Raw genomic sequence first — 12,644 nt, 5'->3', positions numbered from 1 at the left:
CAGTTAAGCGCTTACGTCTGTATTGTATCGAAAATCTTGGTGAAATCCTAGTGAAACAATTTTCCAAAAAAGCTTGTCGTTTTCGCTCGAAATCGAGTCGTGGTAGGATGGGGGTACAGGACGTCTTGTGAAGGGAATGATTCGATGAAACAGTGGATATTGCCACTCGCCCTCACCGCCCTGCTTGCGGGGTGCGGCACGGGAGAAGAGGCGCCGGTCGAGGAGACGACCGAAGAGACGAAAGCGCCGCTCCCGGAAGCGGTTGAGACGGTATATGCGTCGTATCAACAAGCACTCGAAGACGGGGATGCGGCCGCGCTTAAAGCAATCGATTATGCGGGCGAGTTGACCGCCATCCCGGCGACAGGCGCGAAGACGCGCGAGCTCACACCAGGCGATATGTACGAGAGTTGGGTGAACGAGGACGGGGACGTCGCCTTCATCGTCCACGAGATGGAAGACGCGGACGGCAATGAACTGCCGAACCGGCTCTCGAAAGTCGCCATTAAAGAAGAGGATGAGTGGAAGCTCGTCGTCACACCGGCCTTGCTCCCGGCCGACGTGATCGGAGAAGTCGGAGTCATGCTGACGGGCATCGAGGCGAACGAGTACGGGGTGAATCCGGAAGCGAACGCCCGTCTCGCCGACGTGCCGGAAGATGAGGCCGGTCCGATTTACGACCGAGTGAACGCCCAAACCGACTATATGGCGCTCGAAGCCGACAATAACGTCTTCTTGCTCATGTCTGAGACACTCACCGTACCAGAGAATCAAGACACGATGACCGACTATTTCGAGGCGTACCGGACGTGGTATACCGACAATGAGGCGGAGCTCCAAAAAGCGGCCGCGACAGAAGACCCGGTCGAGTATCTCGAAGTGCTCGAACCACTCAAACAAAAATTAGAACAAGCGATTGACGGTTATGACGAGAACCTCGTCGACCCGTCGTTCGGATAAGGAGGAAACAATATGTTAGCACCGACATTCACATTACCGAACCAAAACGGGGACATGATCTCGCTCGAGGACTATCGTGGTCAGAAAGTCGTCCTTTATTTCTACCCGAAGGACGCGACGCCGGGCTGCACGACCGAGGCGTGTGATTTCCGTGACGCGACACCAAGATTGAACGGGGCCGTCGTCCTCGGCATCTCGGCCGATAGCCAGAAGAAGCACCAAAACTTTATCGCCAAACACGAGCTTCCGTTCGATTTGCTCGTCGACGACACGCATGAGGTGTCGGAGTTATATGGCGTCTGGCAGTTGAAGAAGAACTACGGGAAAGAGTACTACGGCATCGTCCGCTCGACGTTCCTCATCAATGAGGACGGCTACATCGAACAGGAATGGCGCAGTGTGAAAGTGAATGGGCACGTCGACGAAGTCGTCGCGGCGCTCACATCATAAATGGCGACGGCTTCCTTGAGGGGAGGCCGTTTTTGTTTATAGTTTCTCATTACAAATTTATTTCAAATACTAAATTTAGAATCAAGGTCATTCAAAGCGTCAGAGAGGTATATTACAAAAATATTACACGGCAACGTCGCGGTTTCGTGCCCCGTCAACTTGACGAAGTTGAGAATGTTCTGAAAAATATGAAGGAACAGTGAATTCAAGAAATACATAGGGGGCATAAGTAGCATGGAACAATTTGAAGCGGTCTTGACGAGTCTATCGAATCTCGTCTGGGGACCACATTTGTTGATTCTATTGATCGGGACCGGGATTTACTTGACGTTCCGGCTCGGATTTATCCAAGTGACACGTCTCGGTGTCGGTTTGAAAGAAGCGTTCATCCCGAAACAGCAGACGGACGCAGAGGTCGCGAAGCAGAAGCGACAGCGCGGGGATATCTCACATTTCCAAGCACTCATGACGGCGCTCGCGGCCACGGTCGGGACCGGCAACATGGTCGGTGTCGCGACGGCGGTCGTCCTCGGGGGTCCGGGGGCCATCGTCTGGATGTGGCTCTCCGGTTTTATCGGGATGGCGACAAAATACGCCGAAGCGATCCTTGCCGTCAAATATCGTGTCGTCGATGAGCGGGGAGAAATCGCCGGCGGACCGATGTACTATTTGGAGCACGGGTTGAAAAAACGGTGGCTCGGAATGACGTTCGCCTTGTTCGCGTCAATCGCTGCGTTCGGAATCGGCAACGGTGTCCAGACGAACTCGATCAGTCTTGCCTTGAACACGTCGTTCGGGGTACCGATGATCGCGACGGGAATCGGCATGATGGTCTTGACGGCGTTCGTCATTCTCGGCGGCGTCAAATCAATCGGGAAAGTCGTCGGCATTTTCGTGCCGGTCATGATCTTCGCATACGTCGGAGGCGGTCTCGTCATTCTCGTCACCAATTACGAGTTGATCCCATCGGCGTTCGCGACCATCTTCTCGAGCACGTTCAGTGCGGAGGCCATCGGCGGCGGGGCGCTCGGTGCGGCCATCCGTTACGGAGTTGCCCGAGGCGTGTTCTCGAACGAGGCGGGTCTCGGTTCGGCGCCGATCGCAGCTGCTGCGGCGAAGACCGATTTCCCGGGACGGCAAGCGCTCGTCTCGATGACGCAAGTATTGATCGATACGCTCATCGTCTGTTCAATCACCGGATTGACGATTGTTATGAGCGGTCAATATACGGGTGGGCTCCAAGGCATCGAGTTGACGCAAGCGTCGTTCGCTTATTTCCTCGGTCCGATTGGAGAACTGATCGTCACGATCTCGCTCGTCTTCTTCGCTTTCTCGACGGTGATCGGGTGGTGTTACTACGGGGAACGGTCGGTCTATTACTTGCTCGGGGAGAAAGCCATCGTGCCGTATCGGATGATGTATATCCTCGTCGCCGGACTTGGTGCGATGACGACGAACTTGAATCTGATTTGGGCCATCTCGGACGTCTTCAACGGACTGATGGCAATCCCGAACTTGATTGGTCTCTTGTTCTTGTCGGGTGTCGTCGTCGCCGAGACGAAGCGCTTCGAATTGGAACGGAAAAAAGAATTGCGGCAAGCGGCCGCCTAATCAAAAGGAAGCATCCTCATGCGAGGACGCTTCCTTTTTTCATACTTTGAATTGACCGATCAATTCGTTCAACTCATCCATTTTTTGTTGGGACATCTCGGTGGCCCGGTTCAACTCACTGAACCGGTCGACGGACATCGTCACTTTCTCGGCGATTTCTTGTGTGCCGAGCGCCCCGTTGTTGACTGTGACGGCGACATCTTGGATGACCCCGATCATATTCGACGTCAACTGTTCGAGTTCGACGGCGGCATCGGCGAATTCTGATGCGGTCGTCTCGAATCGGCTGGCGTCCTCACTGTAATGCTCGGCTGCTTCCTCAAGCTGATCATAGTCTTTTAATACGTTCGTATCGAGGAAACCGAGCATCTCGCTCGACGTGTCATTTAAATGGTCGACGGAGTGGAGCACGGTCGTCGAGATGGCTTGAATCCGTTCGACGGTCGTCCGGCTCGTCTCCGCCAGTTTTCGAATCTCATCGGCGACGACGGCGAACCCGCGTCCCGCTTCACCGGCCCGAGCGGCTTCGATCGAGGCGTTCAAGGACAGGAGATTCGTCTGGGCGGCGATGTCGAGGATGTCATTCGTGAGTGTCGCGATTTCCCGGACGGCTTTGGCGTCCTGCATCGCATTCTCTAAATTGACACGTGTCGACGATAGGACACTGAGTGCGGACGCTTTCGCCTCGACGGCATGGTCACGCAAGGCGACGGCACGGGCATCGACTTGTGCGGCCTCGGCTTTTCGCTCGGCGGCCATCGTCACGATATGGTGGAGCGTCCGTTCCATGTCGGAGGCCGACGCGTTCATCTCTTGGGCACTCGCGGCCGTCTGTTGCATGCCGGCTGTCAAGTCCTCTGTCGTCGCGGCGGTCGTCGTCATATACGTATCAAGCGCTTTCAATTCGTCGTACATATGAGCGGATTGTTCGGTCACCCCGCGTGACACACCGTTCACTTGGAGAATCAGTTGACGGAGGTTGGCGAGAAATTGGTTGAAGTCGCGGGCGAGTCCCGAGAACTCGTCGTGTCGCTTCACCGGGATGGCGGTCGTCAAATCGCCTTGACTCGTGGCGAGTTCGCGCATCTTCAGTTTGAACTCGTTGAGCGGTTCGAAGATCGAGCGGAAGATGAATACCATCATCAATACTGTGAACACGACAGCCGCGGCCATGATGACCATGAGTGTGAACTGGACTTGCTCGAACAGCGCCGCACCGGATTCCGTGTCAGACCGAATCGCGTCGCGGTTCAAGTTGACGAGCAGACCGAGCGTGTTCGAGAGGGCGTCGGCGGCCGGTGTCGCCGTGTCCCGGATATAGGCATCGGCCGCGGCTTGACCGTCCGTGTTCGAGATGCGGACGAGCTCCTCGATATTCGTTTTAAATGTCGTCCATTGGTCCGTCGCTTGATCGAACAGCTCCTGGTCGGCTTTCGTGATGATGGTCGACTCATAACCGCTCATCTGTTGCTCGAGAATCGTGATGCCCGTGTCGAGGTTCGTTTCGACATTTTGCTTCGTCACCTCGTCTTCGACCAAGGCGTGACGCATCATCTGTTGGCGAATCTCAAGCAGCTGTTTATCGACTTGATGAATTTGGTCCATTCCCGGCACCCACGAGACGTTCATATCTTGCTGGGCGGCCTTGGACGCGTTCAGCGCATAGAACGAGTAACCGCTCACCCCGAGCAACAACACGAGCAAAACGGTGAAGGCGACGATCAGTTTGTTACGGATTGACATAGGGATCCTCCTCGAAAAAAAGAATGCTTCTTTCTAAGCATAATGAGATTGAGGGACGGACCGAATAGGCGTTTTTGGAAACGAGTCAATATTACAGGGACATTCCCTAACTTTTCAAAAAAGACATCAAGATTGGCGAGATGGGATTTTCTTTTTTGTCTTATAAAAAAGTGGTATGATAATGGACGATGTATTGAAAACTGTTGGAGGTGGAACCTTTGGCTCGAATCACAGAAGCTGAAGTTCGGCACGTCGCCGGACTCGCCCGACTTGCGATCACAGAAGATGAAGTGACGCACTTCACGGAGCAATTGACAAAAATCCTCGAGTTCGCCGAGCAACTCGATGAACTCGATACGACGGGCGTCATCCCGACGACCCATGCCCTAGATTTGAAAAACGTACTACGCAAAGACGAGGTTCGTCCTTCACTTCCACGCGAGGAAGTCGAACGGATGGCACCTGATTGGGAGAACGGCCAAGTCCGTGTCCCAGCGGTCTTTGAATAAGGAGGCCCTTCATGAGTTTATTTGATCACGGTGTAGCCAAGCTGCATACGCTTATAAAAGAAGGCGAAGTCACGGTATCCGACCTCGTCAAAGAATCATTTGACCGCATCGAGGCGACCGACGAGAAAATCGGTGCCTTCTTGACGCTCAACGAAGACGCGTTCGAACAGGCGAAACGGATGGACGAGCTCGCCAAGACCTCGGACAACCCGCTCTTCGGTTTGCCGATCGGCGTCAAAGACAACATCGTCACGAAAGGGACACGCACGACGTGTGCCTCGAAGTTCCTCGAGAACTTTGTCCCGGCCCATGACGCGACGGTCGTCGAGCGTCTCCATGATGCCGGTGCCGTCACAATCGGGAAACTCAACATGGACGAGTTCGCGATGGGTTCATCGAACGAGAACTCGGCGTTCAAAGTCGTCCGCAACCCGTGGGACACAGACCGCGTACCAGGCGGTTCGTCAGGCGGTTCAGCGGCAACGGTCGCGGCCGGTCAAGTTTTGTTCAGCCTCGGCTCGGATACGGGTGGCTCGATTCGTCAACCGGCGGCCTATTGTGGCGTCGTCGGGATGAAACCGACGTACGGTCTCGTCTCACGTTACGGTCTCGTCGCATTCGCCTCGTCGCTCGACCAAATCGGTCCGCTCACTCGTACGGTCGAAGATAACGCCTACTTGTTGAACGCGATTGCCGGTCATTGCGACATGGACTCGACGTCAGCGACGGTCGACGTACCGGATTACACGAAATCACTTCACGGCGATATCAAAGGTATGAAGCTCGCACTTCCAAAAGAGTTCATGGCCGAAGGCGTGTCAGAAGGTGTCCGTAAACAGATTGAAGAAGCGGTCGAGACGCTCAAGTCGCTCGGTGCGACGGTCGAGACGGTCTCGCTCCCGACGGTGAAATATGCGCTCCCGACGTACTACTTGCTCGCGTCATCGGAAGCGTCTTCGAACCTCGCCCGGTTTGACGGCATCCGTTACGGGCGCCGCGCCGAGGCCGATGCGCTCGAAGAAGTGTTCACGTACTCGCGCGAACAAGGTTTCGGGGAAGAAGTGAAACGCCGCATCATGCTTGGGACGTACGCACTCAGCTCGGGTTATTACGATGCGTTCTACAAAAAATCGCAACAGGTCCGCACGCTCATGAAGCAAGACTTCGCGAACGTATTCGCCGACTACGATGCAATTATCGGACCGACTGCGCCGACGGTCGCGTTCAAACTCGGTGACCAGCTCGAAGATCCGCTCACGATGTATGCCAACGATATTATGACGATTCCGGTCAACTTGGCGGGCATCCCGGCCATCTCGGTACCGGCTGGCTTGTCAGAAGGTCTCCCGGTCGGTTTACAGATCATCGGGAACCATTTCAGTGAACCAACACTCTACCGCGTGGCCCATGCTTTTGAACAAGCAAACGGCGGTTTCAAGATGCCACAGCTCTAAGGAGGACGTACGATGAACTTTGAAACGATCATCGGGATCGAGGTGCACGCCGAGCTGAGCACGAAGTCGAAGATTTGGTGTGGCTGCTCGCGCACATACGGTGCCGAAACGAATACACAGACGTGTCCGATTTGTCTCGGACACCCGGGCGTCTTGCCTAAATTGAACGAAGAGGCGGTCAATCTCGCCATTAAGGCCGCGATGGCACTCAACTGCGAAATCGCGACCGATACGAAATTCGACCGCAAGAACTACTTCTATCCAGATACGCCGAAAGCGTATCAAATCTCGCAGTTCGACCAGCCGATCGGCTTCAACGGTCACGTCGATGTCGAAGTCGACGGTGAGATGAAGCGGTTCCGCATCGAACGCGTCCATCTCGAGGAAGATGCCGGGAAGATGAACCACACGGGCGAGAAACATTCGGTCGTCGACTTCAACCGGACCGGGTCACCCCTCATCGAGATCGTCAGTGAGGCAGACATGCGCTCACCGAAAGATGCTGTTGCCTACCTCGAGCGCTTGAAAGAAGTGCTCTCGTTCGCGGGCGTCTCGGACGTCAAGATGGAAGAAGGGTCGCTTCGTTGCGACTGTAACATCTCGGTCCGTCCGTTCGGTCAAGAGCCGTTCGGCACGAAGACGGAGCTCAAGAACTTGAACTCGTTCTCGAACGTCTTGAAGGCGCTCGAGTATGAGGAAGACCGTCACCGCAAACTGCTCATCACAGGCGGCGTCATGCGTCAAGAGACGCTCCGTTTTGACGAAGCGGCGAAGAAGACGATCCTCATGCGTGTCAAAGAAGGGGCGGCCGATTACCGTTACTTCCCAGAGCCGGACCTCGTCCGTCTCGAGATCGATGAGGAATGGAAAGAACGCATCCGCGCCACGCTTCCGGAACTTCCGGTCGCACGTCGCGAACGTTATATGAACAACTACGGCTTGTCGGCTTATGACGCCAAGGCGCTCACGTCGACGCGGGAGTTCTCGGACTTCTTCGAAGCGACGACTGCGGCCGGTGCCGAACCGAAAGCGGCCGCGAACTGGCTCATGGGCGAAGTGCTCGGTCACTTGAACAAATCGGACGATACAATCGAGACGATGAAATTGACGCCGAGCTCGCTTGCGGAGTTGATTCGTTTGATTGGAGAAGGTACAATTTCTTCGAAGATCGCCAAACGCGTGTTCACAGCCATGATCGAAGAAGGCGCCGAGCCGAAGGCGTACGTCGAAGCGAACGGTCTCGCCCAAATCTCGGACGAGAACTTGCTCCGCGGCTACATCCTCGACTTGTTCGAAGCGCATCCGCAGATGATTGAAGACTTTAAGAACGGGAAAGACCGTGCTAAAGGCTTTATCATCGGGCAGATCATGAAGCAGACGAAAGGGATGGCGAACCCGGCACTCCTCGATGGCTTGTTCCACGAAGAGATCGCCAAACGCTAAACAAGCGGCGAGGCACTTGTGTCTCGCTTTTCGCTCGACTTGAGCATGGGGAGAGAACATTATGCAACGAAAACGCGCACGGGTCATCTATAACCCGACATCTGGAAAAGAAGTGATCAAACGGGAACTCCCGTACATTTTGAACCGCCTCGAGGATGCGGGTTATGAGACGTCGACGTACGCGACGAAAGCGATCGGCGACGCGACGCTCGAGGCCGTTCGGGCCGCAGAGGCCGAGTTCGACTTGATTATCGCGGCCGGTGGGGACGGGACGCTGAACGAGGTCATCTCGGGACTCGCTCCGCTCGACACGCGTCCGACGATCGGACTCATCCCGGTCGGAACGACGAACGACTTCGCCCGGGCGATGCGAATCCCGCTCAACGTTGTCGGCGCCCTCGACGTCATCTGTGACGGGTTCGAGATGCCGGTCGACCTCGGTGAGATTGAAGGGGAGAAAGGCGACATCCATTACTTCATCAATATCGCCGGCGGAGGCATCATGACGGAGCTGTCGTATGAGGTCCCTTCGAAACTGAAGACGGCGCTCGGCCAGCTCGCCTATTACGTCAAAGGGATGGAAAAGCTTCCACTCATCAAGCCGACGTATATCGAGCTCGAACACGACGAGGGCACGTTCAGCGGCGAGGTCATGATTTTCCTCACGTCGAACTCGAACTCGGTCGGTGGCTTTGAGAAAATCTCACCGCACGCGTCATTGAACGACGGACTGTTTGACTTGTTCATCTTGCGCAAGTGTAACTTGTTCGAGTTCATCCACGTCGTCCGCTTGCTGCTCCGTGGCGAACATTTGTCGAGTCCGCTCGTCGAGCACGTCAAGACGGGACGCGTCAAGATGAAGACGACGACGGAACCGATGAGTCTCAACATCGACGGCGAGTACGGCGGCGAATGCACAGGCGAGATGCGGAACTTGTTCCGTCACTTGACGGTGCTCGCGCCGAACGCGCGCATCCGTGAGATGGAAGACTTGAACGCCCAGTATGAACGCGAACAGATGATCAAACAGCTGTTCAACGTGTCAAACGAGAAAGCAGAATGAGTCGGCTCGGCGTGGCGCACACGCCGAGCTTTTCGTTCGCTTGGAACGGGTATGAACCAATACACACTATTTTTTGAATCGGGAAAGGAGAGACTCATGTTACCAGTCCAAAAAAATGACCGTCTCGACGTCCACATCCACGACCTCACGCACGAAGGCGCGGGCGTGGCACGGGTCGACGGTTATACGTTGTTCGTCCCGAACGCACTTCCGGGGGAGACCGTGGAGATCGTCGTGACGAAGACGAATAAACAGTACGGATTCGCCCGCTTGATCGATGTGAAACAAGCGAGTGCGGACCGCGTCGAGCCACCGTGCCCGATTTTCTATCAGTGCGGGGGCTGTCAGCTCCAACACTTCAGCTACGACGGCCAGCTCCGTCAAAAACGGGACCGTGTCGTCGATGCGTTGAAGCGACTTGGCCAATTCGATGTGCCTGTCCACGAGACGATCGGCATGCCGGAACCATGGCGTTACCGCAACAAGGCGCAAGTGCCGTTCAAAGACGAGGCCGGTCGCCTCGTCGCCGGTTTCTATCGTCCACGTTCGCACGATATCGTCGAGATGAAGGAATGCCTCATCCAAGACGAGCGCAACGATGAGGCCGTCCAAGTCGTCCGTGACGTGCTCGCGGCCCATGGTGTCCCGGCGTACGATGAGAAGACAGGGCGCGGCGTCATCCGCCACGTCATGGCCCGTTACGGCTACCATTCGGGTGAATTGATGATCGTCCTCATCACGAAGACGACGAAAATCAAAGGCGTCAACGAGATTGTCGCCGACATCTTGAAGCGTCTCCCGGACGTGACGTCGATCATGCAAAACGTCAACCCGGACAAGACGAACGTCATCTTAGGGTCGACGAACAAATTGTTATATGGCCATGAGACGATTGAGGATAAAATCGGTGGACTGACGTTCACGATTTCCCCGCACTCGTTCTTCCAAGTCAACCCGGTCCAGACGGAGAAGCTGTACGGCAAGGCGCTTGAATACGCGCAACTCACCGGGACCGAGCAAGTCGTCGACGCCTATTGCGGCATCGGGACGATCAGTCTGTTCCTTGCCCGGAAAGCGGCGCACGTATACGGCGTCGAAGTCGTACCGGAAGCGATTGAGGACGCGAAACAGAACGCGCTCGTCAACGAAATCGACAACGTGACATACGCGTGTGGAGCGGCAGAAGATGTGTTGCCAAAGTGGAAGCAGGATGGCATCAATCCAGACGTCATCGTCGTCGACCCGCCGCGTAAAGGCTGTGCCGAGTCGTTCCTCGAGACGATGGTCGAGATGGCACCGAAGCGGATCGTTTACGTGTCGTGTAACGTCGCGACGCAAGCGCGCGATATGCGTTATCTCGCCGACCGCGGCTACCGACTTGTCGAAGTCACACCGGTCGACATGTTCCCGCATACGGCGCATGTGGAGACGGTGGCGTGGATGGAGAAAGAGTAGAAAAAGTATATATTGAAGCGTGTTGTATGTTCCCCCAAACAGGTAGTTTGGGGGAATTTATTTTTGTGCAAATTTGTACGAGGAACAAGAAACGCAAAGATTTTCACCTTGCGTTTTACTTATCCTTAATTCACCATTATTTATAGATGATAATCCATAATGTTACAAAATGAATCTGATTTCAATGGTTGAAAAGGGGTGAATATAAGTGGTTGACGTTTTTAAAGTTGCAGAAGTATGTAATCAACGCTGTTAAAATGGTTCTTCCTCACTTTTGGTGAAACGCCTCATCCCTGTGGTTATGTAGACATCGATTTATATTTCAGTAGAACAACGAGCCTCAAGTGACATTCAATATTTTGATGCGCAACAGCTCCAATCCCGCCCGACCATACATCTGGCGTTTGATCGTCTTCAGTCGGTTGACCTGTCCCTCGACCATGCCGTTCGACCAGGGCAGCGTCATCCCGAGCCGGATAGCGTCGATGTCCCCTCGTATATAGGTTGCGAAAGAGGCTAGTGGGGCTTCGTTCGCCCTTTGCGCCTGTTCACACCACCATAAGATATCTTGTTCAGACGTCGCTTCGCTGAAAAGATTTTTGAACGAACGGACGAGCTCGTTCAATACCTTCAAGAAAGGATGGATGTCCAGTATCTTTATGAGAAGTGGTTTGTTAGAAGGCTCGTCCTCCCAGAGGACTTTCTGGATGATTCGTCGATTGATGTTAATCTCGTGTGGGACTGCTTTTTTCAATCTTGCCACATAAGGTCGAAACGTACTGATTCCACGGAGATATCCTTTCCGTTTCAACGTCCGGTACATCCATTCGGTCGTCCTACCTTGACGGATCCATCTGACGATGTCTCCCTTGTAGATGTCTGCGCTGTGTCGTCGATGTGACCGACTGATTCTTGGTGGCTCTGTCATCTGTAGGTATCTACGGCACGTCTTTGGGTCGATATGGTGACGTCTAATCAACTCGGAAATCGGAACACCCTGTCTCGCATCCTGTTGTACTGCGAGAATAAGCGTCCATTTTCTTCTTTCAGCGTCTGTCAGTTCACGTTCGGCGTTAAGGCCATCCGGTTCGAGAAGGATTTTTTCGCTATATGGAAGACGTCGCTTCAAGATGTCTTCAATTTTCTTTCCTAAGTTATGAAACAAGTGCCATCGGTCACTCACCTGTTGAATCGTCTAATCGGCCAAACGGATGGCCTCCCGAAACTCCATGGACCCGTCACGTGCCACCACCTGGATGGTGGGATGCGAACGAATCCAAGCACAGACGGTTTTGACATCCCGAGAAGGAAGTAAGGCGATCGGGCGTCGTGTCTCTAGATCACAGATGATTGTCCCGTACTTTTTTCGTTTTCTCCAGGCCCAATCATCAATGCCGACCACGCGAGGGTCAGGCGTTTTCCGATGATGTTGTGAGCGTTTCAACAGTCGGAGTAGCGTACTATCGCTGATATTGTTCAAGATACGTTCCAGCCCGATCGCACTCATTCCACTTAAGAGCCTCAGTAGCCCACGTTCTAAACGGACTGTTCTGCGGGAGTGTGGTCGACACAGGGAAGGAAATCTCTCCGTAAAGATGCTTGAGGGACAGCTTGGTTCGTCGCAAAAGAAACGTCTTGCCTGAATCCGTAGCTGCACATCAAATCCGAACACACGCTCATCGTACAATGTCCTGATGTATCGGCTATGGACACGATGTGAGCTTTTAGTGCAATGGGGACAGGGTGCGCACGACTTTTTTCCATGACAAATGAACTGATATGTTTCATCACGACGGTTCACCTCGACCACTTCTAGTTCTGGAAGAAACTCGTTTAACATGATTGATCCCTTCAATCCTTTTAGTGAACTAATTCCCGAAGACGGGCTTCATCAAAAGTGAGCAAGAACCAATTTTAAACCGCTGTTGACAGAAGTACTCGTTGAGAATGTAAGAG

11 protein-coding genes are annotated in these 12,644 nt (G+C 54.2%); 8 read left to right on the top strand and 3 right to left on the bottom strand.

Annotation, left to right across the window (positions count from 1 at the left end; all coding sequences use genetic code 11):
- The first annotated feature begins 144 nt into the window (after nt 1-144).
- The 3 genes from KNP86_RS09450 to KNP86_RS09440 all read left to right on the top strand — a co-directional run bounded on the left by KNP86_RS09450 (nt 145) and on the right by KNP86_RS09440 (nt 3,021).
- Nucleotides 145-960 carry a nuclear transport factor 2 family protein gene (locus tag KNP86_RS09450; protein WP_214754001.1) on the top strand — a complete coding sequence of 272 codons (816 nt, stop codon included), beginning with the start codon at nt 145-147 and terminating at the stop codon, nt 958-960.
- Between the two features lie 12 nt (nt 961-972).
- Nucleotides 973-1,410 (top strand): thioredoxin-dependent thiol peroxidase, encoded by a 438-nt coding sequence (gene bcp / locus KNP86_RS09445; protein ID WP_034778758.1) that lies wholly within the window; start codon nt 973-975, stop codon nt 1,408-1,410.
- A gap of 234 nt (nt 1,411-1,644) precedes the next feature.
- Nucleotides 1,645-3,021, top strand: coding sequence for an alanine/glycine:cation symporter family protein (locus KNP86_RS09440; protein ID WP_214753999.1), 1,377 nt, complete (start codon nt 1,645-1,647; stop codon nt 3,019-3,021).
- A gap of 39 nt (nt 3,022-3,060) precedes the next feature.
- On the opposite strand, the gene KNP86_RS09435 is transcribed toward KNP86_RS09440, so the two are convergent.
- Nucleotides 3,061-4,764 carry a methyl-accepting chemotaxis protein gene (locus tag KNP86_RS09435; protein ID WP_214753997.1) on the bottom strand — a complete coding sequence of 568 codons (1,704 nt, stop codon included), beginning with the start codon at nt 4,762-4,764 and terminating at the stop codon, nt 3,061-3,063.
- Nucleotides 4,765-4,982: 218 nt separating this feature from the next.
- On the opposite strand from KNP86_RS09435, the gene gatC reads away from it, so the two are divergent.
- The 5 genes from gatC (at nt 4,983) to rlmD (ending at nt 10,688) form a co-directional block, all read left to right on the top strand.
- Complete coding sequence (gene gatC / locus KNP86_RS09430) at nt 4,983-5,273, top strand: Asp-tRNA(Asn)/Glu-tRNA(Gln) amidotransferase subunit GatC (RefSeq protein ID WP_021066487.1); 291 nt, start codon at nt 4,983-4,985, stop codon at nt 5,271-5,273.
- Between the two features lie 11 nt (nt 5,274-5,284).
- Nucleotides 5,285-6,727, top strand: coding sequence for an Asp-tRNA(Asn)/Glu-tRNA(Gln) amidotransferase subunit GatA (gene gatA / locus KNP86_RS09425; RefSeq protein ID WP_214753995.1), 1,443 nt, complete (start codon nt 5,285-5,287; stop codon nt 6,725-6,727).
- Nucleotides 6,728-6,739: 12 nt separating this feature from the next.
- The gene (gene gatB / locus KNP86_RS09420; protein WP_021066489.1) at nt 6,740-8,170 is read left to right on the top strand and encodes an Asp-tRNA(Asn)/Glu-tRNA(Gln) amidotransferase subunit GatB; all 1,431 of its coding nucleotides are present in this window, start codon (nt 6,740-6,742) and stop codon (nt 8,168-8,170) included.
- 61 nt (nt 8,171-8,231) lie between these two features.
- Nucleotides 8,232-9,233, top strand: coding sequence for a diacylglycerol kinase (locus KNP86_RS09415; protein ID WP_214753993.1), 1,002 nt, complete (start codon nt 8,232-8,234; stop codon nt 9,231-9,233).
- 96 nt (nt 9,234-9,329) lie between these two features.
- Nucleotides 9,330-10,688, top strand: coding sequence for a 23S rRNA (uracil(1939)-C(5))-methyltransferase RlmD (gene rlmD / locus KNP86_RS09410; RefSeq protein ID WP_214753991.1), 1,359 nt, complete (start codon nt 9,330-9,332; stop codon nt 10,686-10,688).
- A 340-nt stretch (nt 10,689-11,028) separates the two neighbouring features.
- On the opposite strand, the gene KNP86_RS09405 is transcribed toward rlmD, so the two are convergent.
- Both KNP86_RS09405 and KNP86_RS15785 read right to left on the bottom strand, forming a co-directional pair.
- The gene (locus KNP86_RS09405; protein ID WP_214753989.1) at nt 11,029-11,511 is read right to left on the bottom strand and encodes a transposase; all 483 of its coding nucleotides are present in this window, start codon (nt 11,509-11,511) and stop codon (nt 11,029-11,031) included.
- 372 nt (nt 11,512-11,883) lie between these two features.
- The gene (locus KNP86_RS15785; protein WP_214753987.1) at nt 11,884-12,528 is read right to left on the bottom strand and encodes a transposase family protein; all 645 of its coding nucleotides are present in this window, start codon (nt 12,526-12,528) and stop codon (nt 11,884-11,886) included.
- Between the last annotated feature and the right edge of the window lie 116 nt (nt 12,529-12,644).

The organism is Exiguobacterium sp. s16 (genome assembly GCF_018618115.1).
Classification (GTDB): Bacteria; Bacillota; Bacilli; order Exiguobacteriales; family Exiguobacteriaceae; genus Exiguobacterium; species Exiguobacterium mexicanum_A.
Note: the sequence above shows the minus strand (reverse complement) of the source record. Positions and strands in the feature narration are given on the sequence as shown.